This window comes from Bacillus sp. NSP9.1 (assembly GCF_000465465.2).
In the GTDB taxonomy this organism is placed as follows: Bacteria; Bacillota; Bacilli; order Bacillales; family Bacillaceae; genus Bacillus; species Bacillus sonorensis_A.
The window spans coordinates 1,731,501-1,746,172 of record NZ_CP048273.1; the positions used below are offsets into that span (position 1 = coordinate 1,731,501).

A 14,672-nucleotide genomic window follows, 5' to 3' on the forward strand; every position below is an offset into this window, starting at 1 on the left:
AACAGGCTACAAAAGAAAGGCGGTGAAGACCTGCGATGCCAAGGCCAAGAGACCCGAAAAGAGACGAGGCATTCGAGCTTTTTAAAAAATATGAAGGAAACATTGCAAATCGGGCGATCGCTGATGAGCTTGGGGTTTCAAACCAAAAGATCAGCACCTGGAAAAGCCGCGACCGCTGGAAGGAAGCGTTAAACAGCGGACAGAAACGCAAGGGAAAAGATGCCGGCCTGATTCACAGTGAAGGGCTGAATGAGCGCCAGCGGCTGTTTTGCATTTACTATGTCAAAAGCTTCAACGCCACTCAAGCCGCCGTTAAAGCGGGATACTCGCCTGCGAGCGCTCATGTGACAGGCTGCCGTCTTCTTAAAAACGAAAAGGTTGCCGAAGAAATCAGGCGCATCAAAAAAGACATGGTGGGCGAGATTTTCGTCGAGGCGATGGATGTCCTTCACGTCTATGTAAAAATCGCGTTTGCAGATATAACGGATTATGTAACATTCGGCAAGAAAGAAGTGCAGGCTGTCGGAAAAGCAGGGCCGATCTTTGATGAAGAAAACAATCCCGTCATGAAAGAGGTCAGCTTTGTCGATGTCAAACACTCCGATTTCATCGACGGTACAGTGGTTACAGAAGCGAAGCTCGGAAAAGAGGGAATCAAGATCAAGCTGGCCGACAAGATGAAGGCGCTGGACAAGCTGTCTCAATACTTTGACCTGTTCCCGGATTCGTTTAAACGGAAAATCGAAAAAGAAAAGCTGAAGCTTGCCAGACAAAAAGCGGAAAAAGACGCTGAAGACGGTACGGTTGAAGTGCTGATCACTCGAAAAGGTGATTCGGTTTGATCAGGAAGGAAATCAATCCCCATTTTGAAGATTATGTATTCAACTGGGAGCAGACCTTTCAGTTCCTTGTCGGCGGCTACGGTTCATCAAAAAGCTATCACACCGCATTAAAAATCATGTTAAAGCTCTTGCAGGAAAAGCGAACCGCGTTGGTTGTGCGAGAGGTGTTTGAAACACACCGCGATTCCACCTTTTCATTATGTTCAACGATTATTGAGGAGCTGGGGGCGCAAAAAGCGGTACAAGCGGTTTCTTCACCGATGCACATCAGGTTTGCCAATGGGAGCCGGATCATTTTTAAAGGCATGGACAATCCGTCTAAATTGAAATCGATCAATAATATATCGCTGATCTGGATTGAGGAATGTTCGGAAGTGAAGTATGAAGGCTTTAAAGAACTGATCGGCCGGCTGCGCCACCCTTTTTTGAAGCTCCATATGATCTTGACGACAAACCCTGTCAGCAAAGGCAGCTGGACGTACAGACACTTTTTTAAAGATGAGCTGAAGAAACGGTTTATTTTGGACGACGAAGCCTTATATAAAAAGCGGATTGTCACCGTGGGTGATACGTATTACCACCATTCCACGGCAGAGGACAATTTGTTTCTGCCGAAAAGCTACATCAGGCAGCTTGACGATATGAAGGAATATGATCCGGATCTTTACCGGATTGCCCGGAAAGGCCGCTTTGGAGTGAACGGCACAAGGGTTTTGCCGCAGTTTGAAGTGATGAAGCATGAAACGGTCATGAAACAAATCGACCGCATTTCAAATCCTTTAAAGCGAACCGGAATGGACTTTGGGTTTGAAGAATCCTACAATGCCGTCATTCGTGCGGTGATCGATCCCGAGCAAAAATACCTTTATATTTACTGGGAGTATTACAAAAACAAGCTGACAGACGATATGACGGCGAAGGACCTTGATGAGCTCCGCGGCAAACAGGAGCTCATTAAAGCCGATCCGGCCGAGCCGAAAAGCATCCAGTATTTCAGGCAAAACGGTTTTAATATGATAGGCGCCCGCAAATTCCAGGGGTCCCGCCTCCAATATACGAAAAAAATCAAACGGTTTAAAAAAATCTTTTGCTCCGACCGCTGCATCCATACGATCTATGAATTACAGCCCCTGACCTATGCCGCGGATAAAGACGGACACCTGAAAGAGGACCGGTTCACGATTGACCCGCACACTCTTTCCGCTTTATGGTACGCGCTCGATGACTATGAAGTCACAGATTTAAAAGCGGAACCGGATGTGAAACAACGTCCGAACAGGAAAAGGAGGTAACACATGACTTCTCAGCAAATGGTAAGAGCAAAGGTCATGAAATCCCAGTATCGGGGACCTGTGACAAAACAAATTTATGAAGATCAATTTTCGGAGATTTACGGCGATGACATTCTCGCGCCTCCATACAATCTCAAGGAGCTGAAAATGATCGCCGAATATTCTTCCATTCTCCAGCAATGTATTGATGCCTATAAGACAAATATTGCCGGATTCGGGCTTTCAGCCGAATACGCATTTGATTTTAACGGAGCGGATGTAACACCTGAGCAAAAAGCAGCGGCTGAAGCTGATTGGAGCAAGCTTGAGGAATTTTGCCGCCATCTTCATTTCGATGAATCGGCTGAAACGGTGTTGGGCTATATGATAGAAGACCGGGAAAAAACGGGGAACGGCTTTTTGGAAGTGTTAAGGAACGGCGCGGGGCAGCCGGCGGGAATTGAGTATCTTGATGTGAAAAACATGCGCGTCTGCGGATTGACAGAGCCGGTCGAGATCGAGTTTGCCTATTTAGAAAACGGAACCGTGAAAAAAATGAAAAGGCAGAAAAAATTCCGCAAATATGTTCAGATGATCGACGGAAGAAAGGTGTACTTCAAAGAGTACGGCGACCCGCGCATCATGGATATGACAACAGGCGAATTTAACCGGAAGACGCCTGTTGAAGAAAGGGCGAATGAAGCGGTTCATTTTAAAATCGGCAGCGGTGTTTACGGTGTTCCCCGATGGATCGGAAATATCGTCAATCTCTACGGAGCGAGGAAGGCGGAAGAACTGAACTACATGTATTTCAGACAGGGGCGGCATGTGCCGGCTGTGATCACGGTCGAAAACGGCATGCTTTCAGAGACTTCCTACAGAGAGCTGCAGGAATATATGAATGATTTGGAAGGTGTCGAAAATGCGCATAAGTTTCTTTTGATCGAAGCGGAAGGCATTTCTCAAGAAAAAGATATCCACGGGACGCAAGATATTACCCCGGTGAAAGTGGAGATCAAATCGCTGGCTGAAATCTTGCAGGAAGATGCGCTGTTTCTTGAATATGACGAAAAAAGCCGCAATAAAATCCGTTCATCCTTCAGGCTTCCGCCGCTTTACACTGGAGACGCCCATGAATATAACAGGGCAACGGCTGATACCGCGCGCAAAATAACCGAGGAACAGGTTTTTGAGCCGGAGCGGAAAATCCTGATCGGCAAGCTGAATACGCTGTTTCTGCGCGACTTGCGGATTCATCATGCCCGGCTGCAGTTAAAAGGACCAGACTTTCGCGACCCGCTGGAGATCGCAAAAGTGCTTGGTCCTTTTATTCAGGCGGGAGCGGTTTCCGCGAACGATCTGCGGGATCTGGCGGGAAGGGTGCTCGGCAAAACGCTTGACGAATGGCCTGAAGAAGCTTACAACCGTCCGGCAGCCGGACAGGCCCAGACTCAGGGAGCTTCTGAAATCGCAAGCCTCCTGCCCGAATTAAAAGCGATGATCGAGTCGTTCAACAACAGCCCTGAAAGGAGGTGAACACTGCGTGCCGAGAGAGCTGAAAAATGCAAAAATCAATTTCGTCAGTTATGTCGACAAGGCAGCCAACCAAAAGAGATTCTTTTTAACCAAATCAAAGCAAACGCCGACCTTTCAAAAGGAAGTCAAGCTGATCGCAAAAGCGGAGGATGAAAAAAAGCTCGTCTACGGTGTGGTCTATGAACCGAATGTCATCGATGCCCACCAAGATTTCATGACGGCTGAGGAAATCCAAAAAGCGGCTCACGGTTTTCTGAAAGACGCCCGCAAGATTGACAAAGACCACAATTTTCAGGGCGGTGTCGGCGAAGTTGTCGAATCCTATATCGCTCCGGCCGATTTTGAAGTGAACGGCGAAACGATTGCCAAAGGCTCTTGGGTTCTGGTCACAAAAGCGTGTGATGAAGTCTGGGAGCAGATCAAAAAAGGAGAAATAACAGGCTACAGCATGGCCGGCACCGCTGAAACGCTTGACCATCAATCAGCACCCGGCGAAAAAAACGATGAGGCGGGCAGCTTCATTCAGATGTTTAAGCATATTTTCGCAGGAAATAAACAAAAAACGGGAGAGGAAGAAAAAGAAATGAAACGAGCAGAAGTCCAGGGAACGATCGAATCTGTCTTGGCCCCGCTTCTTAAGCGCCTTGACGCATTGGAAGAACAGACGGAAGCAAACGAAAATCAAGAGCAATCAGACATTGACAAACATGTGAAAGACATCGTCCAAAAAATGCTCGAACCCCTTATTGCACGCATTGAAGCACTGGAGAAGACGAGAGGCGCTTCAAAGCAGACGGCAGATGAAAAAGGCGAAGCAGAAGAAGTGAAAAAATCGATTTGGAGCGGACTGCTTTAATTAAGAGGAGGAAAACAATGAGAAACCAAGATATTATTCAGAAAGCTGAAATGTCGCTTGCATCGCTGAAAAGCGGAGGATTGATGAATCCGGCGCAGGCTTCCGCATTTATTCGCATGGTGCAAAATACGCCGACGATTTTCAATGAATCACGCGTCATCCAAATGGAGAGCGATTCACAGAAATTTGAAAAAATCGGATTCGGCCAGCGAATTTTAAGGGCAGCCGATGAAGGAAAAACACTGACTGATGATCAATTAACCGTTCCTGTGACAAGCACCGTTCAGCTGAACACGAAAGAAGTCATCGCAGAAGTCAATATTACGTATGACACGCTTGAAAACAACATCGAAAAAGACGGTCTTACAAATACGCTGATGCAAATGCTGGCCGAACGGGCTGCCGTCGATATCGAAGAACTGATTGTCAACGGTGATGTCACATCGTCCGATCCGTATCTCGCCCAGCTTGACGGCATCAGGAAGCAGTCCGTTTCCCACATCGTCGATGCCGGAGGCGAACAAATCAGCCGCCAGCTTTTTAAACAGGGGCTCACAGCAGTACCTGCGAAATACATGCGCGTTCCCCAAGAATTCAGGTTCTATACATCGATCGGTCAGGAAGTGGAATGGAAGGACCGCGTCGCAGACCGGCAGACCAATCTCGGGGATGCGGCCGTTCAAGGCGGGCTGTCAACCGCATTCGGCGTGCCTGTAAAAGGGGTATCAAACATTCAGCCGTATACCTATGGGGAAGGGGATGCAGCAGGAGAAGCTTCGGACATCATTTTGACGCATCCGAAAAATATTATTCTCGGTTTCTCGCGGAATATCAGAATCGAAGTTGATAAAGACATTCGCGCCCGCAAATTTATCATCGTCCTGACTGCAAAACTGGACAGCAAATTCGAAGAAGAAGATGCCGTGGCAAAAATCATGAATGTGAAAGAGTAGCAGCAATGTATAGCGCAAGACTCGTAAAAGGCAAAACATATGATGTGAAAGGCATAAGGTTCAGCTTTCAAGAAGAACAGCCCATTTCCAGAGATCTTTACAGGTATTTAAAAGGAAACCCATGCTTTGAAGTGAAGGAAACGCGCCGGAGGATGGCGGGAAAGGATGAACGAAAATGCTGATCACACCTGATGATATCATCCAGTATTCCGTGTTTGAGGCTGTGAAAAAACGTTCTCCCGAGTTGCTGCGCCAGGATATTCTCGAAGCCGAAGCAGATGTCAGACAGATCACGGGCCACCTTTTCACTGATGAGACATATCAGCCGCTGCCGGACAAAGCAAGGCTCGCGTTGCTGAAGCTGGCGCAGTATCATGCGTTAAAAAACGGTGATGAGTCATTCATGAAGGGCTATCAATCCGAGAAGTTAGGAGACTATTCTTATACCCTCTCCGGCGGCGGGGGCATGGTGAAGCCGGATGTTTACAAACTTCTTGAAGAATATATTTCCGATTACGAATCCGCCCGCTTCAAGGTGCGTGCGATATGAGCTACCGGCATTTATTGAGCGACCGCTGTGATATCTATCACGTCAAAAAAGAACAGGCGCCGGAAACGAAATACGGCGTTCCGGCGGCGGACCTTCAGCCGCTTCGCACATACGGAGAAACCCCTGATCACGTCGATGTTCCCTGCTATTTTGCAGAAAAAAATCAGTCGCTTGTGCAAAAGGATCCGGAACAGGTCATTTATCATTCTTATTTGGTGCATTTTCCGCGGGATGCGGATGTCCGTCTGCATGATCAAGTCGTCTGGAACGGTATCGGCTACACACTGCAAAAACCGCGAAACATCAAAGATCATCATTGGGAAGTGCTCGCAGTAAGGGATGAAAAACTATGAAAATCACAGGCTTGAAACAGCTGTCAGAAGCGCTTGACGAAGCGGCAAGCGGAGGCTTTCAGAAACAGGCGGCCGCCTGGCTGGAACAGGCCGGACTCGATTTTTTAGAGCTCATCAGCCGGGAAATCATTCAGGCGGAATCTGTTGATACCGGCCGGCTGCTGCGCTCATTCCGGCGGGGAGCCGAGGAAAATATTTGGATAGTAGAAAGCGGCGGGCTGTCGCTTGAACTAGGCACTGAATTGGAGTATGCCTCATTTGTAAATGACGGCCATTGGACAGGAGCAAAGGACGGAATCAGGTGGATTCCCGGAAGGTGGCAGGGCGGCCGCTTTTTCTATGATCCCGGATCAACGGCCGGTATGGCCTTGAAACGCAAATGGGTGGAAGGGACAGGCTATTGGGAGCACGCGTTTTCGATATTTGCGCGTTTATTTGAAGAACGCCTGTCTGAAAGGCTGGAAACTTGGCTCGATTCCTTGTAAGGAGGTGATGATGTGAACGATGAAACGGGATCTGTCATGAATTTCTTTTATCAAACATTTCCTGCGGTATGCTATGAAAAAGAAGTTCCCGATCATTTTCAAATCCCGTCGCTTTATTTTCCGCCTCCTCGTGTCTTTGATGAAAATGATACAGTCTCAACGTTCAAGAAGGTGTTCACCTTGAATGTCAGACTGTTTCATCATGACTCACAAGCGGCCCTCGATCAAGCGGAACGGATCGCAGACGCCGTAAGAGAGGCACGTCATATGATCCCGCTGATTGATCAGTCGGGCGCCGGCACCGGGGAAAGCTTGAGAATCAACAGAATCGAGACAAGGATCGGGGATCGCGGGACGGCCTCCATTATTGTGCAATGGAACAGCCGCTACTGGTATAAAAGAGAGGCTCAGCCTTCACTTGAAACAATTGATGTGACAAACGGGGTGAAATAATTGACAGTCAGCAAAAAGACGAAATCAGCAGCAAAAAAGGCGCCACAGGAAGCGCTTTTTTACATTGAGGATCTGCGGGAGCACGCGAAAGAGCTTTTCGGTGTAAAGCCGGAAGTGCTTGACGGTGCTCTTTTTCATGTGAAAGAAAGACAGATTGCAAAAACCGAAGCAAGTCAGCTTATCCAAACATTTTTAGCCAAGGAGGTCATCAATTAATGAACGGCGGAACATTCACACCAGGCAAAGAAAAAGAGCGTGCCGGCATTTACTTTAATTTCAAAACGACAGCAGAGGAACGGGTCTCTCTCGGAAACCGCGGCACTGTGGCGCTTCCTCTTGTCACCAGCTGGGGAGAGCCGAAAACATTCGCAGCCATTTCAAGCATCGAGGATTTAAACAAAAAAGTGGGATTGAACATTGATGATCCGTCTCTTCTGTTATTACGCGAAGCGAAGAAAAACGCGGAGACGGTCCTTTTATACCGATTAAATACAGGTGTTCCAGCCAAAGCTCAAATTGGCGAAACACTGACGGTCACTGCAAAATACGGCGGTGAAAAAGGGAATAACATATCCATCCGCATTTCCGAGAATGTTCTCGATCCAAAAAAATATGATGTGACGACGTTTGTCGGTACAGATGAAGCAGACCGCCAGACCGTTACGACAGGTGCAGAGCTCACGGCAAATGCTTATGTCATTTTTCAAGGTGAAGGCGCACTTGAGCTGACAGCCGGCACGGCGCTGTCCGGCGGTGAAAACGGTACAGCAAGCGTCGCGGATTACACGGCTTTTTTGGATGCTGCCGAAAAAGAATATTTTCATACGATCGCTTTGCCTGTCGCTGACAACGAGCAGCTGAAAGCGACATTTGCAGCTTTCATTAAGCGTCTGCGCGACAAACAAGGCCAAAAAGTTCAAGGTGTTGTCGCCAATTATGCCGCTGATCATGAAGGCATCATAAATGTGACAGGAGGCGTCGTCCTTGAAGACGGCACGGAAATCACTCCTGACAAAGCAACGGCATGGGTGGCCGGAGCCAGCGCGGGCGCGACTTTTAATCAGTCATTAACCTTTGTCGAATACGAAGGTGCTGTTGACGTTCTTGACCGCCTGGACGAAGACCAGGTGATTGAGCGCCTCAAAAAAGGCGAGTTCTTATTTACCTTTGACGCCCGCGATCAATCGGTCAGCGTCGAAAAAGACATCAACTCTTTAACAAGCTTTACGGCGGAAAAGAACAAGAAATTTTCGAAAAACAAAATCATCCGCGTCCTCGACGGGGTGAACAACGACTTGACCCGTGAATTGAAGACTTTAATCAAAGCCCGTAAAGCAAGCGGCAGCGACATTCCTGCTTCCGAGGACGGATTGCAGTATGTCAAAACATTGATCATCCAATACATGACGGCGCTTCAGGAAGCGGGCGGCATTTCCGGTTTTGATTCGGAAAACGACATTGCCATTGCACTGAACGAAGACCGCGACGGATTTTTAATCGATGCAGCCATTCAGCCGGTTGATGCAGCAGAAAAATTCTACTTTAATGTGGAGGTAAAATAATATGGCATTAAAAGCGCAAAACACGATTTCAGGAAAAGAAGGACGCCTTTTTCTTGACGGTGAGGAAATGGCGCACATTAAAACATTTGAGGCGAATGTTGAAAAAAATAAAGCGGAAGTCAACATCATGGGACGCCGGATGACCGGCCATAAAACAACAGGCGCAAATGGTACAGGAACGGCGACCTTCTATAAAGTAACGTCTCAATTCGTCACTTTAATGATGAACTATGTGAAAAAAGGCGATGATCCGTATTTTACTCTTCAAGCCGTCCTTGACGACCAGTCGTCAGGCCGCGGAACAGAACGCGTCACCTTGTATGACGTGAACTTCGACTCCGCCAAAATCGCCAGCCTTGATGTCGATTCAGAGGCGCTTGAAGAAGAAGTTCCGTTCACATTTGAAGATTTTGATGTGCCGGAAAAGCTGAAAGACACCTTTTAAATAAAAACAGGCTTAAAGGTGCTGGTCGCACCTAATGAAGCACGTTCGCCGGTCCTGCCATAGAAACAGATCGGCAGGAATATTTAACCAAGTGCTCTCGCTCATCCGAGGGCGCTTTTTATTGTGCAGAAATGAAAATTCAGGAGGAGCAATCAACCATGAGCGAAAAACAAGAAGAAAAAGTATACGATCTTTCCTTTTTTATGCCTGGCCAAACCGTTGAAGCCGAGGAAATAAAAGTGCCGATTTCAAAGCGGTTCGCTGATAAAAAGGGCAATGTCATTCCGTTTGTGTTCAAGCCGATTACAACAGAGCGAATCGATGAGCTGGAAAAAGAAAATACAACATATAAAAACATCAAAGGCAGAGGCCGTGTCAAAGACCTCGACACCCAGCGTTTTTATGCGAGAATTGCGATCGAATCCACCATCTATCCTGATTTCCGTTCAAAAGAATTAAGAGACGCATATCAAACAGCCGATCCTGTCGAAGTCGCCAAACGCGTTCTCTCCGTCGGCGGAGAATACGCAAACTGGCTCAATAAGGCGATTGAAATCAACGGCTTTGAAGACGATCTCGAAGACCTGGAAGAAGAAGCAAAAAACTGATCAAGGATGGGAATAAAGAAGCGGTGTATCTCTATTTTGCGATGCATGACCTTCATTATTCTCCATCCGAGCTTCTCGAGCTTTATGAGGCGCCAAAACCTTTTAAAGCTTTATTGTACGGCTTGATCAGCTACAAGCTTGACATCTTGGAAAAAGAAGCACGGAAAGGAGGTACATAATCCATGGCTAAACTGACTGCACGTTTTGAGCTGGAAGACCGGGTGTCGAAGAAGCTGCGGCGGATTCAAAAGGGTTTTAAGAATTTAGAGAAAAGACGAAAAATGCTCAGCCGTCCACTGACTGTTAAGGTCAGGGCTGACAAGGCCGCGAAAACATTGAACAAACTTCATCTTACATTAAAAGCAAATCTGAGCTCATGGCAGCTGAAGATATCGGCTGTTGACCTGGCAAGCAGCACCATTCAAAACATCTCGGATCAGCTCCAAAAGAACCTTCCCGAGAGGTTTCAATTCACGATCTCTGTTCATGACCAGGCGACAGCGGGCATTCGTAAAATTAAAAACATGCTTTCCGCTCTCGCATCTCATGAATATACGATCACCACAGCCGTCAATGACCGAGTGACCGGAGCCGTGCAAAAAATCACCGGTTACATGAAGGCGACATTGCAAAAAGGATTTACCGCAACCCTGTATGTGATCGATAAAGTAACAAAAACAGTCAGCCGGATCTCATCATTTATCAGCAGCCATTTTGCAAAGGAACATCAAGCGACCCTCACACTTAATGACCAGGCAACAGGCAAACTCCAAGCTCTTCGGAAAAAACTGAATGACATAGAGGCGAAGAAAACGATTGAAGTCAATGCAAAAGTGGAAAAGCCGGGCGGTGAATCCTCAGAGGGAAAAGAAGAAGCGATATGGACGGCAATCCTAAATGCAGGTAAAGATAAGTTTGTAAAATGGGTAGAGGGTCTTCCCGAAAAGATTATGGATAAGTCGTTTGATGCAGTGCTCGGAAAGTTCTTCAAGGGAGAAGATGGTGGCGGTGGCTGCTGCTGTGAAGGCGGCGGTTCTCTGATCAATGAACCGGCGACAAGCAGCAGGCCTGGAAGTGAAGAAAGCTCTCCTGCAGGAGGGAGAGGTTCCGGGAGAAATCCTTCTGGAAATGGTTCCGGAGGCAGATGGAAGAGAGGCCTTAAAGCATTGGGGAAGGGGGCAGGAAAACTTCTCCCTTATGCAGGGGTTGCATTATCTGCTACTGAATTAATGGACATGAACAGCGAAAATGCAGGTCAAAAAATCGGTTCTGCAGGCGGTGGAATTGGAGGCGGGCTAGCCGGTGCAGCTGCGGGAGCGGCACTCGGAACAGCCATTCTTCCAGTAGGCGGGACGGCAATTGGAGGCGCTATCGGCGGCATCGTCGGCAGCATGGGCGGCTCAAGTCTCGGTGAATATTTTGGGAAGATGTTAGACGACAACGGCGGCGTCATGAAGACATGGGATTCCATTGTGAAAAAATCAGAAAAAACATGGGGTAAAATTCAAAAAACATGGGAGAAGGTGTCTGACTGGTTCACAGATAATGTGTCAGATCCAATCTCTAAAGCTTTTGATGATGCCCTCACTTGGATCCAGGACACATGGTCAAGCATAACAACTTGGTTTCAGGACAACGTTTGGACTCCTTTGATCGAACCCGTCGTTGATTTTGCTATTAAGGTCTGGGAATGGTTTGTTCAAGCGTGGAATTGGATTCAAAATACTTGGAATACCGTATCAACATGGTTTAATGATAACGTTTGGATTCCCTTCTACAATATTGCAGTAAGAGTGATAAACAATGTCGTCGGTTTCTTTGCAGTTGCCTGGTCCGTCATCCAGTTGGTATGGGGGGTAGCCTCATCTTGGTTCATGGAGTATGTGTGGAACCCGATTCTTGGACCGGCGGTTCAAACGGCAATCAGCATCTGGAATTGGCTTGTTAAAGCATGGAACTGGATTTCTGAAACGTGGTCCACCGTTTCAACTTGGTTCGTCGAAAACGTTTGGGACCCAATTCTTGTTCCGGCCATACACACGGCAACCGCCATTTGGGACTGGCTTGTTAAAGCATGGAATTGGATTCAGGAAACATGGAACACCGTATCAACATGGTTTATTGAATATGTTTGGGATCCCATTTTAAAACCTGTCATCAAACTTGCAATGGATATCTGGAACAAGTTTGAAGAGGCTATAGAAAATATTAAAGAAACGTGGAAGGGAATAGATAAGTGGTTTCATAAGCTTTTAGATCCCGTTTTAGACCTCGCCAAAGAAATCGGTACGGCATTTAAAAATGCATTTGGTTGGGCCGGAGACCTCTGGAAAAAAGCACAAGATTTTGGAGGGTCTGTAAAAGATGGCTGGAACAATCTTATATATGGTGACAATGAAACAGCCTTTGAAAAAATCGGTAAAGAAAAGACTGGTTTCGAGCGGAAGAAGAAACCAGATACAAAGGCTACGGGCGGCTATATCACCAAACCAACCATCTCCTGGATCGGGGAAGCCGGAAACGAATTTGTCATTCCAACTCAAAACAACCGCGGGCGCGGAAAAATGTTGTTGGCACAGGCAGCAACTCAGCTTGGCATGCAGGTTGTCGATGATATTGGTTCGGCATCCGCTGATGCAGGAACTGTAACACCTATTTCAAGTGCGGCTTCTTATTCTGCCTCTGTCTCACCATCGATGAATACGGGCGGCGATGTTACGAATCAAGCATCGTCATTTGGTCAGCAATTCACAGATGGTTTTGATGAAGGATTAAATTCAAACGTTGTTTCTATGGCAGAATGGAAGCAGAAAAATATTCAGACGCCATTTAATAGTTTGAGTGCCTTATCTCCATCCTTCGGGAAAAATGTGGTGACTGGATATGCTACAGGGCAAAATGCGACTGCGACCGGTACGGATGGCTTCCTGCAGTCCAAAGTCAAAGCGCCATTTCAAAATACGGTTAATTCAGCATCTTCTTGGGGTGTGAATACTGTCAAAGGATTCGCGGCTGGCCAGAATTCTACGCCTACAGGTACAAACCAATTTGTCAGCACTCATATCAATAAGCCATTCCTTGATGCGAAACAGTCATCAACCGGCTGGGGAAATGGCATGATTGGCAACTTTATAACGGGTATGAATTCAAAGGGCAGTGAAGTGAAAGAAGCTGCCAAAGAGCTGGCCAAGAAAGTGGAACAAGCCTTCCGCGATGAATTGGATATTCATTCTCCATCCCGAGTCATGATGAGTCTCGGGCGTTTTGCGTCTGTCGGTATTGTGAAAGGGCTAAGCTCTGTCGATGTGAAGAGCTTCGCCGAAAAACAAGCCGGCTCTCTAGCTGCAGCATTCGCAGGGATGGGAGCAGTCGGCGGAAACGTAAAAGATTGGCTACTCAAAGCCCTTATGATTACAGGCACGCCGATGAGTTGGCTTGGTCCATTATCTCAAATGGCTATGCATGAATCAGGTGGAAACCCGCGGGCTGTTAACTTGTGGGATAGCAATGCCCAACGTGGCACGCCATCCAAAGGGTTAATGCAAACGATTGATCCAACCTTTAACGCCTATAAGATGAAAGGGTTAAATGATATCTGGAATCCGATTCATAATGCTGTGGCGGCCATTAATTACATTAAAGCTCGTTACGGTTCAGTTTTTAACACGCCGGGAATGAGAAGTAAGCGAAATGGCGGCGGCTACAGGGGTTATGCCAATGGCGGCCTCATCACAAACGAACAAATTGCCCGCGTCGGCGAAGGCGGAAAACGGGAGTGGATCATTCCCGAAGAACGCGGCATTCGCGGCCGCTATCTGCTGCAAAAGGCTGCAGATGCGCTCGGAATGGAAGTCCATGATCCGGTTTCTGAATCGTCCGGCTCTATATCAAGCGGCCAAGCGGCAGCTGCAACAACAGGCCAAAGCCGTATAGAGCAGCCGCCTGCAAAAGGCGCCAAAGAGCTCAATATTTATATTACCGGTGATCATCACTACCACAATGAGCAGGATCATGAGACATTGATTGCCAAAATCAAGCGTGCCCTTGTCGACGAGCTTGAACGAGACATCAATATCGGAACGAAAGGAAGCGTAGCGTATGACTAAATCCGTGTACGAATTTTGGCTGACGCAAGGCAAGGAAAAGCTGCGCCTTCCCGTTCTGCCGGAGCAGCTTGAAATCAGCGATAATCTTGGAAACGAGTCGGTAAAGGTGGCGAAATTCGGCGAAATCACCTTTATTAATGAACCGGGTGCGAAAACGATTTCGTTTTCGTCGCATTTTCCGAAACAATATTCTTCACTTGCAGAATACAAAGGGTTTCCATCACCGGAGAATGCGATTCTTAAGATTGACAAATGGCTGAAAGCAAAAAAGCCGGTTCAATTTCTCGTGACTGGGACGAAGATCAATCTCACATGCAGCATTGAAAGCTTTTCCCATCATGAAGGGGAAAAGGACATCGGTGACCGCGATTTTGATATCACCTTAAAGGAATACAAAACAGCTTCGCCCCGAAAAATCAAACAAAAAAAGAAAACAAAAAAGAAACGGCCGTCAAAGGCGGCTCCGAAAGTTTACACCGTCAAAAAAGGAGATACGCTCTGGCATATTGCAGGGCGCTTCTATGGAAACAGCCAAGAGTGGCGGAAAATTTGGAATGCCAATAAACAGGTAATGATTAAACGCAGCAAGCGCAACATCAAGCAGCCGGGCCATTGGATTTTCCCGGGGCAGAAGCTGAAAATACCGTAAAAT

General features: G+C 47.2%; 17 protein-coding genes. All 17 read left to right on the forward strand.

Going from position 1 to position 14,672, the window contains the following annotated elements:
- Positions 1-35: 35 nt before the first annotated feature.
- Positions 36-842 carry a terminase small subunit gene (locus M654_RS08995; RefSeq protein WP_026586584.1) on the forward strand — a complete coding sequence of 269 codons (807 nt, stop codon included), beginning with the start codon at positions 36-38 and terminating at the stop codon, positions 840-842.
- On the forward strand, positions 839-2,134 hold the full coding sequence (locus M654_RS09000; RefSeq protein WP_026586585.1) for a PBSX family phage terminase large subunit: 1,296 nt from the start codon (positions 839-841) through the stop codon (positions 2,132-2,134). Before M654_RS08995 ends, M654_RS09000 begins: the two co-directional genes overlap by 4 nt.
- A gap of 3 nt (positions 2,135-2,137) precedes the next feature.
- Positions 2,138-3,649 carry a phage portal protein gene (locus tag M654_RS09005; RefSeq protein ID WP_026586586.1) on the forward strand — a complete coding sequence of 504 codons (1,512 nt, stop codon included), beginning with the start codon at positions 2,138-2,140 and terminating at the stop codon, positions 3,647-3,649.
- A 7-nt stretch (positions 3,650-3,656) separates the two neighbouring features.
- Positions 3,657-4,505, forward strand: coding sequence for an XkdF-like putative serine protease domain-containing protein (locus M654_RS09010; protein ID WP_026586587.1), 849 nt, complete (start codon positions 3,657-3,659; stop codon positions 4,503-4,505).
- A gap of 17 nt (positions 4,506-4,522) precedes the next feature.
- Positions 4,523-5,458 (forward strand): phage major capsid protein, encoded by a 936-nt coding sequence (locus tag M654_RS09015; RefSeq protein ID WP_026586588.1) that lies wholly within the window; start codon positions 4,523-4,525, stop codon positions 5,456-5,458.
- Between the two features lie 5 nt (positions 5,459-5,463).
- On the forward strand, positions 5,464-5,640 hold the full coding sequence (locus M654_RS24330; protein ID WP_142246132.1) for a YqbF domain-containing protein: 177 nt from the start codon (positions 5,464-5,466) through the stop codon (positions 5,638-5,640).
- Positions 5,634-6,008 (forward strand): protein YqbG, encoded by a 375-nt coding sequence (yqbG, locus tag M654_RS09025; RefSeq protein WP_026586589.1) that lies wholly within the window; start codon positions 5,634-5,636, stop codon positions 6,006-6,008. Before M654_RS24330 ends, yqbG begins: the two co-directional genes overlap by 7 nt.
- Positions 6,005-6,361 carry a DUF3599 family protein gene (locus tag M654_RS09030; RefSeq protein ID WP_026586590.1) on the forward strand — a complete coding sequence of 119 codons (357 nt, stop codon included), beginning with the start codon at positions 6,005-6,007 and terminating at the stop codon, positions 6,359-6,361. Before yqbG ends, M654_RS09030 begins: the two co-directional genes overlap by 4 nt.
- Positions 6,358-6,846 (forward strand): HK97 gp10 family phage protein, encoded by a 489-nt coding sequence (locus M654_RS09035; protein ID WP_026586591.1) that lies wholly within the window; start codon positions 6,358-6,360, stop codon positions 6,844-6,846. Before M654_RS09030 ends, M654_RS09035 begins: the two co-directional genes overlap by 4 nt.
- 12 nt (positions 6,847-6,858) lie before the next feature.
- Positions 6,859-7,299, forward strand: coding sequence for a hypothetical protein (locus M654_RS09040; RefSeq protein WP_026586592.1), 441 nt, complete (start codon positions 6,859-6,861; stop codon positions 7,297-7,299).
- Positions 7,300-7,515: a YqzN/YkzM domain-containing protein gene (locus M654_RS09045; RefSeq protein WP_026586593.1), complete on the forward strand. Its 216-nt coding sequence runs from the start codon at positions 7,300-7,302 to the stop codon at positions 7,513-7,515. It abuts the gene before it with no gap.
- On the forward strand, positions 7,515-8,861 hold the full coding sequence (locus tag M654_RS09050; protein WP_026586594.1) for a phage tail sheath family protein: 1,347 nt from the start codon (positions 7,515-7,517) through the stop codon (positions 8,859-8,861). Before M654_RS09045 ends, M654_RS09050 begins: the two co-directional genes overlap by 1 nt.
- Position 8,862: 1 nt before the next feature.
- Positions 8,863-9,306, forward strand: a complete 444-nt coding sequence (locus tag M654_RS09055; RefSeq protein ID WP_026586595.1) for a phage tail tube protein — start codon at positions 8,863-8,865, stop codon at positions 9,304-9,306.
- 158 nt (positions 9,307-9,464) lie between these two features.
- Positions 9,465-9,914, forward strand: a complete 450-nt coding sequence (locus M654_RS09060) for a phage tail assembly chaperone (RefSeq protein WP_026586596.1) — start codon at positions 9,465-9,467, stop codon at positions 9,912-9,914.
- Positions 9,915-9,955: 41 nt separating this feature from the next.
- A complete protein-coding gene (locus M654_RS09065) occupies positions 9,956-10,093 on the forward strand; it encodes a hypothetical protein (RefSeq protein ID WP_142246159.1) in 138 nt (45 codons plus the stop codon).
- Positions 10,094-10,096: 3 nt separating this feature from the next.
- Positions 10,097-14,020: a transglycosylase SLT domain-containing protein gene (locus M654_RS09070; RefSeq protein WP_035428017.1), complete on the forward strand. Its 3,924-nt coding sequence runs from the start codon at positions 10,097-10,099 to the stop codon at positions 14,018-14,020.
- Positions 14,013-14,669 carry a LysM peptidoglycan-binding domain-containing protein gene (locus M654_RS09075; protein WP_026586598.1) on the forward strand — a complete coding sequence of 219 codons (657 nt, stop codon included), beginning with the start codon at positions 14,013-14,015 and terminating at the stop codon, positions 14,667-14,669. The genes M654_RS09070 and M654_RS09075 overlap by 8 nt, the downstream gene beginning before the upstream one ends.
- The last annotated feature ends 3 nt before the right edge of the window (positions 14,670-14,672 follow it).

Excerpts from the sequence above, each read along its gene's own strand:
- M654_RS09015 (WP_026586588.1), top strand. The coding sequence starts at position 4,523 with ATGAGAAACCAAGATATTATTCAGAAAGCTGAAATGTCGCTTGCATCG.
- M654_RS09075 (WP_026586598.1), top strand. The coding sequence starts at position 14,013 with ATGACTAAATCCGTGTACGAATTTTGGCTGACGCAAGGCAAGGAAAAG.
- M654_RS24330 (WP_142246132.1), top strand. The coding sequence starts at position 5,464 with ATGTATAGCGCAAGACTCGTAAAAGGCAAAACATATGATGTGAAAGGC.
- M654_RS09050 (WP_026586594.1), top strand. The coding sequence starts at position 7,515 with ATGAACGGCGGAACATTCACACCAGGCAAAGAAAAAGAGCGTGCCGGC.
- M654_RS09065 (WP_142246159.1), top strand. The coding sequence starts at position 9,956 with ATGCATGACCTTCATTATTCTCCATCCGAGCTTCTCGAGCTTTATGAG.
- M654_RS09035 (WP_026586591.1), top strand. The coding sequence starts at position 6,358 with ATGAAAATCACAGGCTTGAAACAGCTGTCAGAAGCGCTTGACGAAGCG.
- M654_RS09070 (WP_035428017.1), top strand. The coding sequence starts at position 10,097 with ATGGCTAAACTGACTGCACGTTTTGAGCTGGAAGACCGGGTGTCGAAG.
- M654_RS09030 (WP_026586590.1), top strand. The coding sequence starts at position 6,005 with ATGAGCTACCGGCATTTATTGAGCGACCGCTGTGATATCTATCACGTC.
- M654_RS09055 (WP_026586595.1), top strand. The coding sequence starts at position 8,863 with ATGGCATTAAAAGCGCAAAACACGATTTCAGGAAAAGAAGGACGCCTT.
- M654_RS08995 (WP_026586584.1), top strand. The coding sequence starts at position 36 with ATGCCAAGGCCAAGAGACCCGAAAAGAGACGAGGCATTCGAGCTTTTT.
- M654_RS09060 (WP_026586596.1), top strand. The coding sequence starts at position 9,465 with ATGAGCGAAAAACAAGAAGAAAAAGTATACGATCTTTCCTTTTTTATG.
- M654_RS09005 (WP_026586586.1), top strand. The coding sequence starts at position 2,138 with ATGACTTCTCAGCAAATGGTAAGAGCAAAGGTCATGAAATCCCAGTAT.
- yqbG (WP_026586589.1), top strand. The coding sequence starts at position 5,634 with ATGCTGATCACACCTGATGATATCATCCAGTATTCCGTGTTTGAGGCT.